At 68.2% G+C, this 20,538-nt stretch carries 17 protein-coding genes; 9 read left to right on the top strand and 8 right to left on the bottom strand.

Annotation, left to right across the window (positions count from 1 at the left end):
• Positions 1–26: 26 nt before the first annotated feature.
• The 4 genes from OSH07_RS13530 to OSH07_RS13515 are packed head-to-tail and all read right to left on the bottom strand — an operon-like array spanning position 27 to position 4,126.
• Positions 27–593 (bottom strand): hypothetical protein, encoded by a 567-nt coding sequence (locus tag OSH07_RS13530; protein WP_266339189.1) that lies wholly within the window; start codon positions 591–593, stop codon positions 27–29.
• A complete protein-coding gene (locus tag OSH07_RS13525; protein ID WP_266339188.1) occupies positions 593–1,828 on the bottom strand; it encodes a metal-dependent hydrolase family protein in 1,236 nt (411 codons plus the stop codon). The genes OSH07_RS13530 and OSH07_RS13525 overlap by 1 nt, the downstream gene beginning before the upstream one ends.
• Before the next feature lie 52 nt (positions 1,829–1,880).
• Positions 1,881–2,882, bottom strand: a complete 1,002-nt coding sequence (locus tag OSH07_RS13520) for a 4-hydroxyproline epimerase (protein ID WP_266339187.1) — start codon at positions 2,880–2,882, stop codon at positions 1,881–1,883.
• The gene (locus tag OSH07_RS13515) at positions 2,879–4,126 is read right to left on the bottom strand and encodes an NAD(P)/FAD-dependent oxidoreductase (protein WP_266339186.1); all 1,248 of its coding nucleotides are present in this window, start codon (positions 4,124–4,126) and stop codon (positions 2,879–2,881) included. Before OSH07_RS13515 ends, OSH07_RS13520 begins: the two co-directional genes overlap by 4 nt.
• A gap of 151 nt (positions 4,127–4,277) precedes the next feature.
• Between OSH07_RS13515 and OSH07_RS13510 the strand changes: the two genes are divergently transcribed.
• Positions 4,278–5,000, top strand: coding sequence for a GntR family transcriptional regulator (locus tag OSH07_RS13510; RefSeq protein WP_266339185.1), 723 nt, complete (start codon positions 4,278–4,280; stop codon positions 4,998–5,000).
• Positions 5,001–5,040: 40 nt separating this feature from the next.
• On the opposite strand, the gene OSH07_RS13505 is transcribed toward OSH07_RS13510, so the two are convergent.
• Positions 5,041–6,342, bottom strand: coding sequence for an ArgE/DapE family deacylase (locus tag OSH07_RS13505; RefSeq protein WP_266339184.1), 1,302 nt, complete (start codon positions 6,340–6,342; stop codon positions 5,041–5,043).
• Between the two features lie 616 nt (positions 6,343–6,958).
• Positions 6,959–7,861, bottom strand: coding sequence for a LysR family transcriptional regulator (locus tag OSH07_RS13500; protein ID WP_266339183.1), 903 nt, complete (start codon positions 7,859–7,861; stop codon positions 6,959–6,961).
• Between the two features lie 126 nt (positions 7,862–7,987).
• Here OSH07_RS13500 and atzF point away from each other — a divergent pair, with 126 nt between their 5' ends.
• The 8 genes from atzF (at position 7,988) to hpxZ (ending at position 16,653) form a co-directional block, all read left to right on the top strand.
• Complete coding sequence (gene atzF, locus OSH07_RS13495) at positions 7,988–9,802, top strand: allophanate hydrolase (protein ID WP_266339182.1); 1,815 nt, start codon at positions 7,988–7,990, stop codon at positions 9,800–9,802.
• Positions 9,803–10,034: 232 nt separating this feature from the next.
• On the top strand, positions 10,035–11,138 hold the full coding sequence (locus OSH07_RS13490) for a BMP family ABC transporter substrate-binding protein (protein ID WP_266339181.1): 1,104 nt from the start codon (positions 10,035–10,037) through the stop codon (positions 11,136–11,138).
• A gap of 123 nt (positions 11,139–11,261) precedes the next feature.
• Positions 11,262–12,371, top strand: coding sequence for an ABC transporter permease (locus tag OSH07_RS13485; protein ID WP_266339390.1), 1,110 nt, complete (start codon positions 11,262–11,264; stop codon positions 12,369–12,371).
• Positions 12,368–13,288, top strand: coding sequence for an ABC transporter permease (locus OSH07_RS13480; protein WP_266339180.1), 921 nt, complete (start codon positions 12,368–12,370; stop codon positions 13,286–13,288). Before OSH07_RS13485 ends, OSH07_RS13480 begins: the two co-directional genes overlap by 4 nt.
• Positions 13,289–13,324: 36 nt before the next feature.
• On the top strand, positions 13,325–14,047 hold the full coding sequence (gene biuH, locus OSH07_RS13475; protein ID WP_266339179.1) for a biuret amidohydrolase: 723 nt from the start codon (positions 13,325–13,327) through the stop codon (positions 14,045–14,047).
• 65 nt (positions 14,048–14,112) lie between these two features.
• Positions 14,113–15,591, top strand: coding sequence for an ABC transporter ATP-binding protein (locus tag OSH07_RS13470; RefSeq protein ID WP_266339389.1), 1,479 nt, complete (start codon positions 14,113–14,115; stop codon positions 15,589–15,591).
• Positions 15,592–15,593: 2 nt separating this feature from the next.
• The gene (locus OSH07_RS13465; RefSeq protein ID WP_266339178.1) at positions 15,594–16,277 is read left to right on the top strand and encodes a cysteine hydrolase family protein; all 684 of its coding nucleotides are present in this window, start codon (positions 15,594–15,596) and stop codon (positions 16,275–16,277) included.
• On the top strand, positions 16,270–16,653 hold the full coding sequence (gene hpxZ, locus OSH07_RS13460; RefSeq protein ID WP_266339177.1) for an oxalurate catabolism protein HpxZ: 384 nt from the start codon (positions 16,270–16,272) through the stop codon (positions 16,651–16,653). Before OSH07_RS13465 ends, hpxZ begins: the two co-directional genes overlap by 8 nt.
• Before the next feature lie 20 nt (positions 16,654–16,673).
• Here the strand turns inward: hpxZ and OSH07_RS13455 are convergent, their stop codons facing one another.
• Entirely contained in the window at positions 16,674–19,352 is a 2,679-nt protein-coding gene (locus OSH07_RS13455; protein ID WP_266339176.1) for a LuxR C-terminal-related transcriptional regulator, read from the bottom strand.
• Positions 19,353–19,446: 94 nt separating this feature from the next.
• A complete protein-coding gene (locus tag OSH07_RS13450) occupies positions 19,447–20,538 on the bottom strand; it encodes a DUF917 domain-containing protein (protein WP_266339175.1) in 1,092 nt (363 codons plus the stop codon).

The raw sequence follows: 20,538 nt of genomic DNA, 5'->3' as shown, positions 1-20,538 counted from the left end.
TTCTTGTTGTGGTGGCAGGCGACGGCTCACGCCGTGGCGGCGCCCCCTTCCATTCCGGCATTCCGCGCGACCGAAAGGCCGGGCTGGAAATTCGCCTCGTCGCTGCCCTCGCTGGCGAGCAGCAGGAAAGCCAGCGTCACGATCGGCTGCCAGGCGAGCGCCTTTTCGACGCGCTCGGCCGTGTAGTGGCCCTTCTTCTCGAGAAGGTTGATCGTGCCGATCACCGTGTCGTTGGCGATGGCGGGCAGGTTCATGTTGGATTCGAAGCCGAGCGCCTGGATCTTCTCCCAGTCGAAGAACACCCCGGCGATCTCCTCGATGGTGGTCGAGGAGAAGTGGCGCCGGCCGGCCAGCACCGTCTCGAAGTAGAGGTTCTTGTCGAGGCGCTTGAAATTGCCGAGCGGATAGGCCTCGACATCCTCGGAGAAGACCCGGCGCGAGCGAAGGTTCGGGATGTCGTAGACCGAGGCGGTCAGGAGGCCGCAGCCGACGTCGCGGTTGATGCCGGCATGCAGGTAGGCGAACAGGTTCGCGGCGGCGTTGGGGCCGGCGACGATGCGGGCGACGTGCTCGATGTCGAACGGGACGGCCATCACGCCGCCTCCGCCAGGGCGCCGCGCACGACGCGGCCGTCCTTGACGACGGCGCGCAGCGTCTCGGCCGGGCGGCCGAGCAGCGTGACGTCGGCGAGCGGATCGCCGTCGACGACGACGAAGTTGGCGCGGGCGCCCTTCGCGATCACGCCGACCTCGCCTTCCATCCGGCACAGCTTCGCGCCGATCTCGGTGGCCGAGCGCAGGATCTCGGCCGGGCTCAGAACCTTGGCGAGCAGGTCGAATTCGAGGCCGCCATACTTGCGCAGCTGGCCGAGCAAATCGGTGCCGAAGGCCATCGGCAGGCCGGCGTCGCGCATGATCTGCAGCGATTCCAGGCCCTTGTCGCGAACGATGTCGACCTTGGCCTGTTCGGCCGGACCGAGCCCGAGGGCGGCGCCTTCGAGCTTCAGGCCCTCATAGGCGGCGAGCGTCGGCACCGCGGTGCAGCCGGCCTCGGCCGCCATCGCCGCCGTCTCGGCGCCGATCAGGTTGCAGTGCTCGAGCGACTTGACGCCGAGCTGGACGCAGCGGCGGATCGAGGCGTCGCTGTAGGTATGGGCCGAGACATAGGTGCCGGCATTGCCGGCCTCCTCGACCATGGCGCGGATCTCGTCGTCCGAATATTGCAGCGAGTCGATCGGGTCGTTCGGCGAGGCGACGCCGCCATTCGCCATCACCTTGATGAAGCGGGCGCCTTCCTTCAGCATCTTGCGGCAGGCGCGGCGGACGTCGTCGACGCCATCGACCAGCACGCCCATGTTGGCGAGCCGCCAGCCCATCGCGTCCGGGCGGATGTCGGTGCGGGCGCGCAGGTCGCAATGGCCGCCGGTCATCGACAGGCCCTTGCCGCAGATGACGAGGTCGGGACCGTCGATCAGCCCTTCCTCGACGCCGCGCACCAGGCCGATATCGGCGCCGCCGAGGTCGCGCACCGTGGTGAAGCCGGCGTCGAGCAGGCCCTGCATGATCTTCGCGGCGCGGAGCGCTGCCAGCGAATCCGGCGCGATGACGTTGGACCAGAGATCGAGCGAATGGGCGACGACATGGAAGTGGCAGTCGATCAGGCCCGCCATCAGCGTGCGGCCAGCGAGATCGCGGCGCGGCATGCCCTCGGGCGCGGCGCCGCCGATCTCGGCGATGCGGCCATTGCGGACGACCACGGTCGTCGGCGCGCCGAGGCTCTCCGCATCGAGATCGGGAAGCCGGGCATTGATGAATGCGATGTCAGTCATGGAAGTCCTCGTGAAGGGTGCGCGCCGGATGCGGCGGGTTGATCCCGCCTTGTCAGATCACCGTGAAGCCGTGCGCATAGGGGTCGCGATCGTCGATGAAGATCGTGCTGAAGCCGGTCTGGCGGGCCCAGCCGCCGATCGACGGGATGATGGCGTCGCGATCGCCGACCTTCACCGCCGCCTCGACGCGGCCCTTGAACAGGCTGCCGATGATGCTCTCGTGGATGAAGTCGTCGCCGACCTTGAGGCGGCCCTTGGCGACCCAGTGCGCCATGCGCGCCGAGGTGCCGGTGCCGCAGGGCGAGCGGTCGATCGCCTTCTCGCCATAGAAGACGGCGTTGCGGGCGGTCGCCTCGGGATTGAGCGGCGCGCCGGTCCACAGGATATGGCTCAGGCCGCGGATCGCCGGGTTCTCCGGATGCACGAACTCGTACTTGGCGTTCAACGCCGCGCGCAGCTTCGGGCTGAAACCGACCAGTTCCCCGGCCGAGAAATCGGCCATGTCGCGGAAATTCGCCTGCGGCTCGACGATCGCGTAGAAATTGCCGCCATAGGCGACGTCGACCGTCACCTCTCCGAGCCCTTCGACCTCGGCCGTCAGCCCCTCGGCATAGAGGAAGGCCGGCACGTTGGTGAGGCGGACTTCCTCGACGAAGCGGCCCTCCTGGCGGTACTCGACCGTGACCAGGCCGGCCGGCGTGTCGAGGCGGAGCTTGCCCGGCTCCTTCGGCGTCACCAGGCCGTTCTCGATCGCCATGGTGACGGTGCCGATGGTGCCGTGGCCGCACATGGGCAGGCAGCCCGAGGTCTCGATGAACAGCACCGCGACGTCGCAATCCGGCCGTGTCGGCGGATAGAGGATCGAGCCCGACATCATGTCATGGCCGCGCGGCTCGAACATCAGCCCGGTGCGGATCCAGTCATATTCGGCGAGGAAATGCGCCCGCTTCTCGATCATGTTCGCGCCCCCGAGGCGCGGGCCGCCGCCGGCGACGAGGCGCACGGGATTGCCGCAGGTATGGCCGTCGATGCAGGAGAAGGTGTGATTGGTCATGCGGAAGCACTCGAAAAGCGGGATGCGCGATAAGGCTTGATGTCGATGGCGGTCGGCTTGCGCTCGACGAGATCGGCGACGAGCTCGGCCGTGCCGGCCGATTGGGTCAGGCCGAGATGGCCATGGCCGAAGACGAGGATGAGGTTCCGCTGGCCCGGCGCCGCGTCGATCACCGGCAGGCTGTCAGCCATGGAAGGCCGGAAGCCCATCCACTGCGTGCCGCCGGAGGTGTCTAGACCCGGCAGGAAATCGGCCGCCTTGCGCAGCAGTGCATCGGCCCGCTCCATGCGCGGCGGCAGGTCGAGCCCGCCCAGTTCCACGCCGCCGCCGACGCGGATGCCGTCGCCGATGCGGGTGACGACGAAGCCGTGGCCGCCAAAGGTCACCTGGGTGCGCAGGTCGAAGCGGCCGGCCGGCAGCGTGGTGTTGTAGCCGCGCTCGGTCTCGAGCGGCAGGCGGATGCCGAGCGGACGCAGCAGCCGCCCCGAAAAGGCGCCGGCCGAAAGCACGACGCGGTCGAACGGCAATTCCTGGCCCGACGCGACGAGACGGACGCCGCTTTCGGACGGCCTGATCCCGCTGACGTCGCAACGCTCGATCCGGCCGCCGCGCGCCTGGAAGAGATCGGCGAGACGGCGCGTCCACACAACCGGGTCGACGACGTTGATCCAGTCCGGCGTGAAGCCGGCATGGGTGAAGCGCGGCGCGAGCCCCGGCTGGATCTCGGCGATCGCCGCAGCACCCTGCAGGAATTCGAAGCGGACGCCGGCGGCGCGGCGCTCTTCCCAGGATCCGAGGCTGCTGCGGAAATCGCGCTCGCCTTCATAGAGCTGCAACTGGCCCTCGCGGCGCAGCAGCCCTTCCAGCGCATGGCCGGCGACCAGCCGCTCCAGCGCCGCCTGCGAATGCGCCATCAGCGACGCCTGCGCCACCACGGCCTCCCGATAGCGCCCCGGCAGGCTGGCGCGCCAGAACGACAGCAGCCAGGGCACGATCTTCGGCAGATAGGCCGGCGGGATCGAAAGCGGACCGTCGGGATCGAACAGCCACTTCGGCGCGCGACGCATGATGCCGGGCGTCGCCAGCGGAATGACATCGGCAAAGGCGAAGGCGCCGGCATTGCCGCGCGAGGCGCCCGCCGCGACATCGGCCCGCTCGAGGATGGTGACGTCGTGGCCGCGTTCCACCAGCGCCAACGCTGACGAAACTCCCACGATACCCGCCCCGATCACGCCGATCTTCATGAAGCGCACGATCCTGTTTTCGATGAATGCATCATGTGTAACGGCCTGCATTCCTGTTGTCGACAAACAAAATAAAAGGCATCGACACTTTTCACACAACCGGATTGTTGGCTAAGAAGGCCGCACCGGAACGCGAGGGGCTGACGCCACCATGAGCAAGCAGAACGACGCGCAGACCGTCGAAACCTCGATCGCCCATCGGCGCGGTTCCGGTGTCGGCCATGTCTATGAAGCGCTGCGGAACGACATCATCGAACTCGAACTGCCGCCCGGCAGCCCGATCGACGAAGTGCAGCTGGCGCAGCGCTTTTCGCTGTCGCGCACGCCGATCCGCGAGGCGCTGGTCCGCCTGGCCGCCGAGGGCCTGATCACCACGCTGCCGAACCGCGCGACCATCGTCGCGAACATCGATTTCCTCGGCCTGCCGCAATTCTTCGACGCGCTGACGCTGATGTACCGGGTGACGACGCGCCTCGCCGCCGTGCATCACCGCGAGGACGACATTCGCCGCATCGGCGACCTGCAGGCGACCTTCGCGAAGGCGGTGGAGGCGCGCGATGCGCTGGCGATGATCGCGGCCAACCGGGACTTCCACATCGAGATCGCGCGGGCCGGCCGCAATCGCTACTACACCGACCTCTTCACCCAGCTCCTCGACGAGGGTCGGCGCATCCTGCGGCTCTACTATTCGTCGTTCCACGACATGCTGCCGCGCGAATATGTCAACGAGCACGAGGACATGATCGCGGCGATCGTCGCCCGCGACGTCGAGCGCGCCGACGCGCTGGCGAGCGCCCACGCCGACCAGATCGTCCGCCACATCCAGGCTTCGATCACGGCTGACGGCCGCACCAACGCCCGCATCGCCATCTGAGGGATAGCGGCCCGATGCAACGGGCCGCCCTCCTGCCGGATCAGGCGCGGATCGGACGCACACCGCACCACTCCGCGACGAACAGCGCGATCGCCTTGGTGATCTGCTTCATCGAGGCGAGATCGGTCTTCTCCTTCGGCGAATGGCTGCCGCTGCCGCAGCCGCCATAGCAGAGCGCCGGAATGCCGTAATAGAGATCGTACTGGCGGGCGTCGCTGGTCGCCGTCTGGCTGAATGTCTCGAGCCTGGCGCCGAACACCGTCTCGTGCACGCGCGCCAGCACCGCCTCGGCATCGCTGCCCGGCTCCAGCACGTGGCCGTCCGCCTGGAAGCCGATCCACGTCAGCTCCGGCACCCGCGCCGCCCCGAGCCGCTCGGCGCTCGCTGCGATCGCGTCGAGAACGCGCTGGCGCACCTCCGGCAGCGTATGGCCGGGCAGCACCGAAAGCCGGCACTCGAACTCGCACCAGGACGGCACCGAGCCGAGCCAGTCGCCGCCGCGGATCTTGCCGAGGCTGAACTTCACCGGGTTCTCGATATGGCCGAACCAGGGATGGTCCTTGGCTTCCTCGTTGATGCGCGCCGTCAGCGCCATCAGGTCGCCGACATATTCATAGGCCGAGAGGATGGCGTTGGCGCCGGTCTGCGCCTGCAGCACATGCACCGGCTGGCCGAGCACGCGCACCCGGAACCAGACCGAGCCGAGTTCCGCCCGGAGCAGGCGATTGTCCATCGATTCCGGGATCAGGCAGGCATCGGCGACGTAGCCGCGCACCAGCGTCGACAGCGCGCCATTGCCGGTGCACTCTTCCTCGCTGACCGTCTCGACAAAGACGTTCGAGGCCGGCTCCAGCCCGAGATCGCGCAGCGCGTCGAGCGCGAACACCATTTCGGTGACGCCGACCTTCATGTCGTTGGCGCCGCGCCCGCTCATCATGCCGTCCTTCACCTGCGGCTCGAAGGGCGGATGCTCCCAGAGTTCCGGGGCTCCCGGCGGCACGACATCGATATGTCCCTGCAGGATCAGGCTGCGCCCGGCGGGCTCATCGACCTTGTGGCTCGCCACCACCTGCACGGCCTTGGAATAATCGGCGTCGACGACCGGCGAGTAGCCGGGCTTGCCGGCGATATCCACCTCATCGATCGTGAAGCTGTCGACCGACCAGCCGCGCTTGGCGAATTCCGCCGCCAGCCACGCCTGGCACGGCGCCTCGTTGCCGCGCGTGCTGTCGAAGCTCACCAGAGTCGCCAGCCAGTCGGTCTGGCGCTGCGCGTTCGCCTCGATCACGGCGGCAAGGGCGTCCGGATCAACCGAAGCGCGAGTCACAGTCTCTGTCGGCATTTGGAATTCCCTGTCTTGCTGAATTGGAGCGACGCGCACCCGGCGTCGCCCGCGGCAGCGCTTTCGCCCTGCCCTCCTCGACCGGCGCCGCGGCCCTCGCGGCGCCCTGCCGGGATGCCGGAACGACGGCATCCGGGCCTGCCCGGGGCGGCGAACCTCATCTTCGGCGACGGCTCCTCGGCGACGGATCGACCGGCCTTTCGCATCAGCATAAGCGGGAGGGAATTTTGGTATAGGCTAAATTTTCCGCAGGGATGCCCACGGGGCGGCATCTTCCAGCTCCCCGGTCCGGCCCTGCGGCGGCCTGTCATCCCGCGCCCGACACGCCGAAGGAGCGGTCCGATTTCGGCAGCCAAATCGACGCTGAAAATACTTGTTGTATAACAATAGCCTACAAGAGCGCCTTCGACCTGGTCCAGGATGGCCGCCCGGCAGGCGACCGGCCGCCACCCGTCGACGATGGCGTCCGCGCCCTGCCTGCAAGCTGATCAACACGGCAGTGGAAAAAAGGGCGCGACAGGGCGCGCGGACCGCGCGGCGACCGCGCCGGCGGGCTTTGCGGCATCGCACCATGGCGACTCGACCGATGGATCGCACTCCGCCCGCTGGCCGGAACCTAGCCGATGCCGCCGGCGGCATAATCCTTCAGGCTCGCCGCGAGCTGGACGGCGAAGCGGGCGGAGGCTACCGGCAGCGCCCGGCCGCGCATCTGGCCGAGGATCAGGTTGCCGGCCGGCAGGTCGCGCTCGGCGATCGGCCGGAACACCAGCGAGCCGTCGCCGGGATCGCGCAGGCCGATGCCGATCTGGAAGCCGATGACGTTCTCGTGCCGGACATAATGGCGGATCATGTCGAAACTCTCCGTCTCGACCACGGGCGAGACACGCCGCGAACCGCGCCGGGCGGCGAAATCGAGCAGGTGGCGGACGCCGAACTGCGTGCTGGGCGCGATATGCGGCAGGTCGAGGCAATCACGCAGCCGGATCTCGCTCTTCGACGCCAGCGGGTGGTCGGCGCGCATGACGACATGCACCGGCTGCGGGATGACATGCAGCACCTCGAAATCGACCAGGTAGATCGGCTCGTACACCAGCGCCAGGTCGCTCGAATAGGAGGCGAGGTCCTGCTCGGCCTGGGCGCGATCGCGCACATGCACGGAGAAGGTGACGCCGGGATGGTCGGCGCGGTAGCGGGCGATCTCCTGCGGCAGGAAATAGGGCAGGAGCGCCTGCGAGCAGGCGATCGAGACATGGCCGCGCCGCTCGCCGGAAAGATCCGCCACCTGTCCCTGCACGCGCAAAAGGTCCGAGCGCGTGGCGCGGTAGTGGTGCAGCAGAAGTTCGCCGGCCGAATTGAGCCGGACGCCGTTCGGCAGGCGCTCGAACAGCTCGGCGCCGAACTCCTCCTCGAAGCGGTTGATGCGACGGACCAGCGCCGAGGCGGTGATGTTCATGTCCTCGGCCGCCTTGCGCATCGAGCCGGCGCGCGCCACCGCCTCGATCATCTGGAATGTCTGCATGTGCCTCATCCGGACCTCCTCCCGCGAGGCGGTGCATTTTCTGCACCGCGTTGCTGAAAACATAGCAATTCTAGACAACAGGAAAAGCTGCAAGCTGCAGAGGCTGATCTCTGCGGCGAGCGAACCATGAATCTCACGGAACTGCCCTTCACCATCGACGCGTTGCGGGAGGCCTATCGGGCCGGGCTGCGGCCGGAACAGGTGATCGCCGAAGCTTTCCGCCGGCTGGATGCCGTTGGCGATGCGGGCATTTTTATCCATGCGGCGCGCGAAAATGCGCTGGCCGAGGCGAAGGCGCTGGGCGAGCCGGACGGCCGGCCGCTCTGGGGCATTCCGTTCGCGGCGAAGGACAATATCGACGTCGCCGGCATGCCGACCACCGCCGCCTGCCCCGATTTCGCCTATGCGCCCGACGCCGATGCCTTCGTCGTGGCGCGACTGCGCGCCGCTGGCGCCATCTGCCTCGGCAAGACCAATCTCGACCAGTTCGCCACCGGCCTCGTCGGCGTGCGCACGCCCTATCCGGTGCCGAAGAACGCGCTCGACCCGGCGATCGTGCCGGGGGGATCGTCCTCGGGTTCGGCCGTCGCGGTGGCGCATGGCATCGCCAGTTTCGCGCTCGGCACCGACACGGCCGGCTCCGGCCGCGTCCCGGCGGCGCTGAATTCGCTCGTCGGCCTGAAGCCGACGCTGGGAGCGCTGTCGGCGACGGGCGTCGTGCCTGCCTGCCGCACGCTCGACACCATTTCGATCTTCGCGCTCACGGTCGCCGATGCCTGGACCGCGCTCGAGGCCGCCGCCGCGCCGGATAGCGCGGATGCCTATTCGCGGCCGATCGCCGTTCCCGCCCTGACCGCGCCGCCGCCCTCGCTCCGCATCGGCGTGCCCAACGCCGCGAGCCTCGTCACCTTCGGCGACACCGTCCAGGCGAACGACTTCCGCGCCACCGTCGCGGATCTCGCGAAGGGCGGCGCAACCATCGTCGAGATGGACCTCGAACCCTTCTTCGCCGTGGCGCGCATGCTCTATGAGGGCGCCTGGCTGGCGGAGCGGGTCGCGGCCGTCGGCGACCGGCTCATCGAAAAGCCCGACACCCTGCACCCGACGACCCGCGCCATCCTCGAACCCGGCCTGGCGCTGACGGCCGCCGATGCGTTTCGCGGCTTCTACCAGTTGAAGGATCGCGCAGCCGTCTGCCGCAAGGCTCTCGCCGGCATCGACGCGCTCTGCGTGCCGTCGATCCCCGCCTTCGTGACGCTCGACGAGATCGCGGCCGATCCGATCGGCCCGAACTCGCGCCTCGGCACCTACACGAATTTCGCCAACCTGCTCGATCTCTGCGGCATCGCCGTTCCGACCGGCCCGCGCGCCGACGGCCGTCCCGGCGGCGTGACGCTGCTCGCCGCCAAGGGGCGCGACGCGCTCTGCGCCGCGATCGCCGCCGGTCTCGAGGCCGGCCCGTTGGGCGCGACGGGCTGGACCCGGCCGGACGCTTCGCTTCCGGACGCCGAGCGGCCGACCGGCGACGAGATCGCCATCGCCGTCTGCGGCGCGCACATGTCCGGCCTGCCGCTCAATCATCAGCTCACCGATCTCGGCGGCCGCTTCCTGCGCGCGACCCAAACGGCGCCCGAATACGGCCTCTACGCGCTTGCCGGCGGTCCGCCCGCCCGCCCCGGGATGGTCCGCCACGCCGCGACCGGCCAGGCGATCGCGCTCGAGGTCTGGGCGCTGCCAAAGATCGCCGCCGGCGCCTTCCTCGCCGGCATCCCCTCGCCGCTCGGCCTTGGCACGGTCAAGCTCGAGGATGGCAGCTCGGTGAAGGGTTTCCTTTGCGAAACGCAGGGGCTGGCCGGCGCCACCGACATCACCAGCCATGGTGGCTGGCGCGCCTGGCTCGCCGCCGGCGCCGTGCGAACGCCGCCGGAGGTCGTCGCATGAGCCGCGATCCGCGCCCCGACGCCAATCGACTGCCTAATTACGAGGCACGCATCGTTGACAAGCAGAATGCCGGCGACAGGCCTGCAAAGCGCCGGGTTCGCAGGGTTCGCAATGGCTTGCCCGACGCACCCCACCGAATACGGGAATGGCACGCGCCTTGCGTCTTCCCGGTAGACCGACCGGCTGCCGCTGGGGGCGCGCCGGAAACGCAACCTGAGCCACGGAGCCTCGCATGTTCACATCGTCGCTGACGAGACGTTCGCTTCTCAAGGCCGGCGCCGCCGGTGTCGCTGCCGCCGCCCTGCCCTTCGGCGTGGCCCGCGCGGCCAACCCGATCGTGATCGGCGCGGTCTATGTCGGCCCGCGCGACGATTTCGGCTGGAACCAGGCCCATGCCGTCGCCATGGACGTGCTGAAGCAGGTGCCGGGCGTGACCGTCATCGAGGAAGAGAAGGTGCCGGAAACCGACGCCGTCACCCAGTCGATGGAATCGATGATCAACCTCGACCAGGCCAACCTGATCCTCGCCACCTCGTTCGGCTACTACACGCCCTTCATGGTCGAGGCGGCCAAGAAATACCCGAACGTGCAGTTCCGCCATGCCGCGCCGCTCTGGAAGGAAGGCGACCCGAAGAACGCCGGCAGCTATTTCTGCTACCTGAACCAGGCGCATTTCGTGAACGGCGTCGCCGCCGGCCTGTCGTCGAAGTCGGGCAAGATCGGTTTCGTCGCCGCCAAGCCGATCCCGTCGGTGCTCTCCAACATCAACTCCGTCCTGCTCGGCGCCCGCAGCGTCAATCCGAACGCCACCGTGCAGGTGATCTTCACCGGCGAGTGGTCGCTGCCGGTGCGCGAGGCGGAAGCCTCCAACGCGCTGATCGACGCCGGCTGCGACGTCATCACCTGCCATGTCGACGGCCCGAAGGTGGTGGTCGAGACGGCGGAATCGCGCGGGGTGAAGAGCTGCGGCCACAATGCCAGCCAGGCGCCGCTGGCGCCCAAGGGCTTCATCACCGGCGCCGAATACAAGTGGGAGACGATCTACAAGATCTACGCCGACGCCCTGGCGGCCGGCACCGAGCTGCCGAACTTCATCGCCGGCGGCTACCACAACGACATGCTGCGCAACACCGCCTATGGCGCCGGCGCGACGCCCGAGGCGATCAAGGCCGCCGACGCCGCGATCGAGGGCCTGAAGGCCAAGAAGCCGATCTATGTCGGTCCGCTCAAGGACAATACCGGCAAGCTCGTCATCGAAGGCACCAAGGACAATTACGACCCCGTGCTCGACGGCATGAACTTCCTGCTCGAGGGCGTCCAGGGCTCGATCACCTGACCTCTCTCCGGCGGCGGCCCCGGCCGCCGCCGACCCCAGCGCAGCGCGCGACCGCGCAGTCAGGAAGGAACAAGGGATGCCAACCGCAAGAGCCTCGGGAACTCCCGACCAAGGAGGCGCATGATGACGGCGGTGCTCGCCACTTCCGCGGCCGAACGCGGCGGCCTCAGCCCGCGCGCGGTCCGCATGATCGAAGCCGTGCTCATTCCGGTCGGCGCCCTCCTGGCATCGGCGGTGCTCTTCTCGATCTTCCTGCTCGTTCTCGGCAAGTCGCCCGTCACCTTCTTCAGCCTGATCTGGACCGGCGGCTTCGGCTCCGCCTTCTCGATCCAGAACACGCTGCAGCGGGCCGCGCCGCTGATCCTGACCGGCCTCGCCTTCGCGGTTCCGGCGCGCATCGGCCTCACCCTGATCGGCGCGGAAGGCGCGCTCGTGCTCGGGGGCTTCTCCGCCGCGGCCGTCGCCATCCCGCTCGTCCGCGGCGGCTGGACGCCCTGGATCGGCCTGCCGATCATGGCGGTGGCGGCGATGCTGGTCGGCGCGATCTGGATCGGCCTCGCCGGCTGGCTGCGCCATTATCGCGGCGTCAACGAGACGATCTCGTCGCTGCTGCTCTCCTACATCGCCATCGCGATCATGAACTTCTTCGTCGAGGGCGCGCTGCGCGATCCGTCCTCCGCCAACAAGCCCTCGACCATGCCGATCGGCGACGCCTATCGCATCGGCCCGATGCCGGGAACCTCGGTGCATTGGGGCCTTGCCGCGGGCGTCGTCCTCGCCGTCGTGCTCTGGCTGCTGATGTCGCGCACCACCTTCGGCTTCGCCGCGCGCATGACCGGCGGCAATGTCCGCGCCGCGCAGGCGCAGGGCCTGCCGGTCGGCCTGCTGATGGTCGCCTGCTGCGCCATCGCCGGCGCCTGCGCCGGGCTCGCCGGCTTCTTCGAAGTCGCCGCCATCCACGGCCAGGCCAATGCCTCGCTGGTGGCGGGCTACGGCTTCACCGGCATCCTCGTCGCCTTCCTCGCCCGGCAGAACCCGCTCGCCGTCGTGCCGGTCGCCATCCTGTTCGGCGCGCTCGCCGCCGCCGGCGGCCTGGTCCAGCGCCGCATGGCCATGCCGGACGCGACCGTGCTGGTGCTGCAGGGAATGATCTTCGTCGTGCTGCTGGTCAGCGAGACCTTCTACGGCCGCATCCCCTTCCTGCAGCCGAAGCGTTCGGGAGAGAGAGCATGAGCCAGGCCGATCTCTTCATCGTGCTGATCGCCATGATCGGCGGCGCCATCCGCGTCTCGACGCCCTTCATGTTCGTGGCGCTCGGCGAATGCCTGACCGAGAAGTCCGGCCGCATCAATCTCGGGCTCGAGGGCAATCTCGTCCTCGGCGCCATGGTCGCCTATGCCGGCTCCTACACCACCGGCAGCCCGTGGCTCGGCGTGCTCCTGGCCGGCTGCTCCGGCCTCGTGCTCGGCGCCATGCATGGCTACATCTGCAAGCTGCCCAAGGTGAACGACATCGCCATCGGCATCGCCTTCATGAGCTTCGGCACCGGCCTCGCCTTCTTTTTCGGCAAGCCGTTCATCCAGCCGACCGCCCCGCGCCTGGAAGCGATCCCGCTCGGCGGCTGGTCGTCCGACCCGCTGGTGGCGCAGGCGCTGCAGGTCAACCCGCTGTTCTTCGTCGGCATCGCGCTGGCGCTGTTCCTGCGCTGGGCGCTCGCCAATACGCGCTGGGGCCTGATCCTGCGCATGACCGGCGACAGCGCCGCCTCGGCGCGCGCCATGGGCGTCTCGGTCGATCTGGTGCGCCTGCTCGCGACGGCGGCCGGCGGCTTCCTCGCCGGCGTCGGCGGCGCCTTCCTGTCGCTGTTCTATCCCGGCAGCTGGAACGAGGGCCTCTCTTCCGGCCAGGGCCTGATGGCGGTGGCATTGGTGATCTTCGCCCGCTGGGATCCGATCCGCTGCGTTCTGGCGGCGCTGCTATTCGGAGCGGCCGGCGCGCTCGGCCCCTCGCTGCAATCGATCGGCATCAGCCAGGGCTACTACTTCTTCAACGCCGCGCCCTACATCCTGACCCTCTTCATCATGATCGCCTCGGCGCGATCCAAGAGCGCTGCGCGCGAAGCGCCCGGCGAACTCTCCATCGTCAAGTGATCGTCTCCCATAGCCCGGTCGTCCCCAGAGGTTGCCATGACACTCGTCGATGAACGCATAGACGCCGCCCTGAAGCCCAATGCCGTCACGGTCGCCTCCGACCCGTATCCCTGGCCGTTCGACGGCGATCTCAGGCCGCACAACACCTGTCTGGTCGTCATCGACATGCAGACCGATTTCTGCGCGCCGGGCGGCTACGTCGACTCGATGGGCTACGACATCTCGCTGACCCGGGCGCCGATCGGGCCGATCCAGTCGGTGCTGGCCGCCATGCGCGCCAAGGGCTATCCGGTCATCCACACCCGCGAGGGCCACAAGCCCGACCTCTCCGACCTCCCGGCCAACAAGCGGTGGCGCTCGCAGCGGATCGGCGCCGGCATCGGCGACCAGGGGCCGTGCGGCCGCATCCTGGTGCGCGGCGAGCCGGGCTGGGAGATCATCTCCGAGCTCAGGCCGGAGCCCGGCGAGGCGATCATCGACAAGCCCGGCAAGGGCACGTTCATCGCCACGGATTTCGACCTGGTGCTCAGGATGAAGAACATCCGCAACATCATCTTTACCGGCGTCACCACCGATGTCTGCGTCCACACCACCATGCGCGACGCCAACGACCGCGGTTATGAATGCCTGCTGCTGTCGGATTGCTGCGCCGCGACCAAGGTCGAGAATCATCTCGCCGCCATCGACATGATCAAGATGCAGGGCGGCGTCTTCGGCGCGGTGGCGACATCGGCCGAGCTGCTGGAGGCGCTGCCGTGAACATCGCCGCCCAGCCCGCCAACGCCGTCCTGCCGCTGCGCGCGCCGGCACTGCAGACGATCGGCATGACCAAGACCTTCGGCGCCTTCACCGCGCTCGACGACGTGTCGATCGACGTCAAGCCGGGCTCGTTCCATGCCCTGCTCGGCGAGAACGGCGCCGGCAAGTCGACGCTCGTCAAATGCATCATGGGTTTCTACACGCCCGAGCACGGGTCGGTGCTGCTCGACGACAAGGAGGTGGAGATCCGCAGCCCGCGCGACGCGCGCGACCTCGGCATCGGCATGGTCTACCAGCATTTCACGCTGGTGCCGTGTCTCACCGTCGCGGAAAACCTCGTCATCTCGCGCGCCGATACGCCGGCCGTCATCGACTGGCGGGCGGAGAAGCCGCGGCTCGAAGCCTTCATGGACCGCATGCCGTTCCGCGTGCCGCTCAACGAACAGGTCTCGTCGCTCTCGGCCGGCGAAAAGCAGAAGCTCGAGATCCTCAAGCTGCTCTATCTGGAACAGCGCTTCGTCATCCTCGACGAACCGACCTCGGTGCTGACGCCGGGCGAGGCGGACGAAGTGCTCGGCCTGCTCGGCGAGATGGCGCGGCGCGGCGAAGTCACCGTGCTGATGATCAGCCACAAGTTCCGCGAGGTGAAGGCGTTCTGCGACAGCTTCACCGTGCTCCGGCGCGGCAAGCTCACCGGCTCGGGCGACGCCCAGACGGCGACCGTCGCCGAGATGAGCCGAATGATGATCGGCGACACCGAGATCCGCGAGCGCGCCGAGCGGCTGAAGCACAATGACAAGGCCGCCGTGCTCGAACTGGCCGGCCTCGTCGCCGAGGACGGCGAAGGCCGTCCGGTGCTCGATGCGATTAATTTGAAGGTCAAGGCCGGCGAGATCGTCGGCATTGCCGGCGTCTCCGGCAACGGCCAGAGCGCGCTGGTCGAGGCGCTGGCCGGGCAGCGGCAGCTGAAGGACGGCGCCATCTTCATCCATGGCAAGCCGTTCGAGCCGAAGCGCGGCGACTTCGACCGCTTCAAGGTCTTCGGCCTGCCGGAGGAGCCGCTGAAGAACGCCACCGTGCCGCGCATGAGCGTGGCCGAGAACATGGCGTTCCGCGCCTTCGACAAGGCGCCGATGGCAAGCCTCGGCTGGTGGCTGTCGCCAGGGCCGATGCGGCGCCGCGCCGGCGAACTGATCGAGCGCTACCGGGTGAAGACGACCTCGGCCGACGCCCCAATCGAAACGCTTTCCGGCGGCAACGTCCAGCGCGCCGTGCTGGCGCGCGAGCTCTCCGGCGATGTCGACGTGCTGATCGTCGCCAACCCCTGCTTCGGCCTCGACTTCGCCTCGGTTTCCGAGATCCGCAGCCAGATCATGGAGCAGCGCAACCGTGGCGCGGCGGTGCTGCTGGTCAGCGAGGACCTCGACGAGATCCTCGAACTCTCCGACCGGGTGGCGGTGATGTCGGGCGGCGCGATCGGCTATGTCGCGGCGATCGAGGACACCGACCGCAACACCATCGGCCAGCACATGGCGGGGCATTGAGCATGGCGCTTTCCGTCCCCGCCCGCCCCTATGATTTCTCCATCGAGCCCAACAAGGCGGCGCTCGTCGTCATCGACATGCAGCGCGACTTCATCGAGCCGGGCGGCTTCGGCGCCGTGCTCGGCAACGACGTGTCGCGGCTGACGGCGATCGTGCCGACCGTCGCCCGCCTGATCGGCTTCTTCCGGACGCACGGCATGCTCGTCGTGCACACCCGCGAGGCGCACAAGCCCGACCTTTCCGATTGCCCACCGGCCAAGCGCATGCGCGGCAAGCCGGGCCTTCGGATCGGCGACGAGGGCGCGATGGGGCGGATCCTGATCGCCGGCGAGCCCGGCAACCAGATCCTGCCCGACCTGGCGCCCGTCGCCGGCGAGATCGTCATCGACAAGCCCGGCAAGGGCATGTTCTGGGCGACCGACCTGCACCAGACCCTGCTGGAACGCGGCATCACGCAGCTCGTCTTCGCCGGCGTCACGACCGAAGTCTGCGTCCAGACCTCGATGCGCGAGGCGAACGATCGCGGCTATGAATGCCTGCTGATCGAGGACGCGACCGAGAGCTATTTCCCGGAATTCAAGGCGGCCGCGATCGAGATGATCGTCGCGCAGGGCGGCATCGTCGGCTGGGCGACGCCACTCGCAGCACTGGAGACTGCCTTTGCAGGAGCCATGGCCGATGGCTGAGACCCTTGTTGTCGACGATCCCAACCTCGTGGCCGAGGTGACGGCGATCTTCCAGGCCTATGAGAAGGCGCTGCTGGAGAACGACGGTGCGACGCTCGACGCGATGTTCCTGCATTCGGAACGCACCATCCGCTACGGCGTCGCCGAGGTGCAACACGGCATCGACGAGGTTCGGCAGTTCCGCGCTGTGCAGAAACCTTTCGAGCGCACGCTGTCGAATACCGTCATCACCACCTATGGCAACGACGTCGCCATCGCCTCGACGCTTTTCCACCGTCCCGATTTCCCCGGCCAGGTCGGCCGCCAGATGCAGACCTGGATCCGGACCGAGGACGGCTGGAAGGTCGCGGCGGCGCATGTCAGCATGATGGGCTGACGGCGCCGGCCCCCCCTTCCTCAATCCACCCCGAGCAGGCTGACCTTGCGGGCGACCGAGACGGCGAGGCTGCGGCGCCCGACGCCGAGCTTGGCGTAAAGGTTCTTCAGGTGGAACTTCACCGTGGCCTCGGTCAGGCCGAGGTCGCGGGCGATCTCCTTGTTGGTGGCGTCGCGGGCCAGGAATTCCAGCATCTCGGATTCGCGCGCCGTCAGAAGGTCGGTGCCGACGCGCGGCTGGTTCGGATTGACCTGATGCAGCGCCCCGGCGATGCGGCTGACGAACTCGGCCGTCTTCGGGCTGAAGGTCGAGAGGCCGAAGCGGCGCACGATACCCCGCACGGCCTGCGAAAGCGGCTGGCCCTCGTCGAGGAAGATCTGCAGGCTGTCCTGCGGTTGCGCCATGGCGATCGAGCGCTGCAAGGCAGCCAGCGCATCCTCCATCCGGCCCGCCGCCCAGTAGGCCTCGATGGAGACGACGGACGCGGCCAACTGGTGGCTTCCGTGATCGCGCCCCGCCGCCCGCTCGACCAGCATTTCCAGCCGGCCGATGGCCGCGTCGGGTTGGCCAGTACGGGCCAGCAGCCGCGCCTGCACGATCGAGGCGTCGCCCCATTCGCGCCAGGTCGGCCAGAGCACGGTCTCGTCCAAAGCCGGCATGTCGGAAATGACCTGCGCTGCCGCTTCGAGCAGTCCGGCGCGGGTGAGCAGTTCGACGCGAAGAATGCGCACGGCAAGGCGCAGCCGCGACAGATCGCGCTCGATTGCCACTTCCTCGGCGCGGTCTATGACGCCGAGCGCCGCCTCGATGCCCATCAGCCCCATCTGCGCCCGGGCGAGGATGCCATAGCCGCGCACGAACAGGTCTACCCAGCCCTCGCCGCGGGCGACGAAGGGCATGCCCTCGCGCAGCATCCTCTCGGCCTCACGCACCTCCGACTGCTGGTAGAGCGCCTCCGCCATCGGGATATGGGCGATGGCGAGCAGGTTGCGGTCGCTCCATTGCGTGCGCTGCGCCAGTTCCTCCGCCTCGCGCGCCAGCATCAGCGCCGCCGACGGCCGCCCGGTCAGCAGCGTGACCAGGCTCAGATGGATCAGCATGAAGATCTGCGGATAGGCTGCCCGCTCCTCCCGGTAGCAGGCGAGCGAGCGCAGCGCGTTGGTGCGGGCGCGGTCGAGATCGCCCCGGCGCGTATAGGCGATGCAGAGGTGATTGTAGAGCCAGCCGCGATCCCAGGTGTCCTTCGGCCCGAGCCGGCCGAGCAGGCGTTCCAGCGCCTCGATCTGCTCGTCCTCGAAATGGCAATCCTCGTAGATGTCGATCATCCCCTCGATATGGCCGAACTCCAGTTCGCCATCGGGAGGGACCAGCCCCAGCTCGTCGATCTCGCCGGAATCGCGCAGGTCGTCGACGATCTCGCGGGCCGAGCGGATACGGCCGCGCTTGCCGAGCACGAGGGCGTAGATCAGCTTCAGGCTCGGCGAGCGGTAGATGTCGCCGGCCGGGATGTTCTCGATCAGCCGCTCCAGCACGGAATGGCCGGCGCGCAGGAAGATGTTGACGCCGCCAGCCCGGCGGATCGTCTCGGCGGCAAGCGCGAAATCGCCGGCGAGCGACGCGTGCGTCACGGCCTTTTCGAGATGATCGCGGGCGGCGAACCAGGTCGCGGCACTCGAATGCAGCGCCAGCACGCGCTCGGAAGGATGCAGTTGCAGCTGTGACGAGAAGGCCGCGCGCAGCACCGGATGCAGGCGGAACCATCCGGGACGCTGGTCGACCGGCACGATGATCGGCGCGAAATCCTCGAGATCGCGCACCGAACGCTGCTCGACGGCGACGCCGGCCAGATGCGAGGCGAGATCGAGCGGAAAATCGGCGAGGATCGAGCAGACTGTCAGCGCCTCGCGCATGTCGCGCGGAATGCGCGGAACGATCTCTTCCGACATGAAGTCGCGAAACGTGCGGTGCGTGCCGTCCAGCAGCTCGGCGCGGTCGCGCGCATCGTCGGTCGTGCCGAGAAGCGGTACGGCGAGTTGCACCAGCGCCGGCCAGCCGCCGGTCAGTTCGGCGAAGGCATCGAGCTCGTTGGCCGCCATGCGCTTGCCGAGCAGCCGCCGCATTTCGGTGCGCGTGAAGGCGAGATCGCCGGAAAGCAGCTCGGTCAGGAAGCCGCGCAGGCGAAAGCGCGAGAGCGGAATATCGGGACGGCTGTTCGAGGCGATGACGAGGCGGACATTGTCGGGCAGATGGCGGAACAGCACCGAGCAGCACGCAAAGAAGGCCTCGCCGGCGGCGGACTGGAACTCGTCGAGGAAGAGGACGAAGCGCTCGCCGCTTTCGGCAAGGCGCGCCAGAAGGCGCTGCGCCGAAGCCTCGATGTCGCGATCGATGGCGGGACGTGGCTGCAGCCCGAAGGCGGCGGCGATTCCGTCGAGAAACATGGCCGGGTTGGCATCGACCGCCGACACCGTCAGCCAACCGAAGCGGTCGCCCGGCTCGGGCAGGATCTCGTAGGCGGCGGCGAGCAGTTCCGTCTTGCCGAAGCCGGACGGCGCCTGCAGCACGACGACCTGCCCGGCAATGCCGTTGCGGATGCAGTCGATCAGGAACGGGCGTTCGATCGCGTCGGCGAAACGGCGCGGCACAGTGGTGCGGCGCCGCGCCTCGGCGGGATGGTTGACGACAGATGCAACCGTCATTGGATCCGGATCGGCGTATCGATCATGCCTCTGGAACAGAGGCACGCCCTATGCGGATCCGAGTATAACGGCCGATCCCGATTTCACCAGAGGTTCAAGCTTCCAGCCCCAGACCCGTGTATTCGTGCTTGAGGCCAAACGCCTTCGGGCCGAAGACGGCAAGCGCCTCGGGCGTCCGCATGATCGGCGGCACGCGCACGGCGAGGATATTGACGCGCTGGCCGTAGCGCAGCCGCTCGGTCAGGATCGGCTCGGCGGTATCGACGTCGAGCAGACAGATCAGGTCCGGAACGATCGCCAGCACGTCCTCGCCCTGCTCCACCACCAGATTCTCGTTCTGGATGCGGATCTGCATCGGCGTGCCGCCGCCGAAGGGCTCGATCGTCGCGATGCCGACCGACCAGCCATTCTCCATCCGCCGCGACACGTCGGTGATCTTGCCGGAGCCGACGATGCGCGCCTCCTCGTAATGCGTGGTGGCGAAGAAATCGATCAGCGCCTGGATCATGTCCTGATGGTTCTCGCGCGCCTCGCGCAGCGTGCGGCCGATGCCGATCGCGAGCGACACGGTGCCGGGAACCGAGACACGCCGGGCGGTGGCGCCGTCCATGCCGTAATTGGCGATATAGGCCTGGCCGCCCATGCGGATGGTGATGCCGCGGGCGATCCACTCGGCCTTGGCGGCCGAGCTCGTCTGGATGATGCCGGTATTGCCCTGCTCGTCGGCGATCGCGACCGGCGAAGCCGGCACGCCATAGACGTTGAAGGTTTCCATCTCAAGCTGCGGGAAGGCGCGGCCCATGCCGTCGGCATCGACCAGCGGCAGGCCGCGCTTGGCGGCGATCATGACGGGAATGGTCGAATTGACGCCGCCGGCCTCGAACGGCATCACCGCCTCGACCTTGCTGCCGGTGTGGGCCTCGTAGGTGTCGAAGGCGAGGCCCATCTCGTCGCCGCTGGCGATCTTCTCGATCAGGATGGTCGGCGCGCCCATGGCGCCGCAGGTCAGCACGCGGACCGCGTCCGGCACCTCGTCAAGCGACAGCAGCCGCACAGGCCCGTGCTCCTCGATCGCCGCGCGGGCGAACAGCTTGCCGATATAGGGGTCGCCACCGCCACCCGTGCCGAGCACGGCGGCACCGAGCGCCAGGTCTTCCAGGTCGTCGAGCGTGATGTGGGTGATCAT

This window comes from Kaistia nematophila, assembly GCF_026343855.1.
GTDB classification, from domain to species: domain Bacteria; phylum Pseudomonadota; class Alphaproteobacteria; order Rhizobiales; family Kaistiaceae; genus Kaistia; species Kaistia nematophila.
This window is presented reverse-complemented; position numbering and strand designations above follow the sequence as displayed.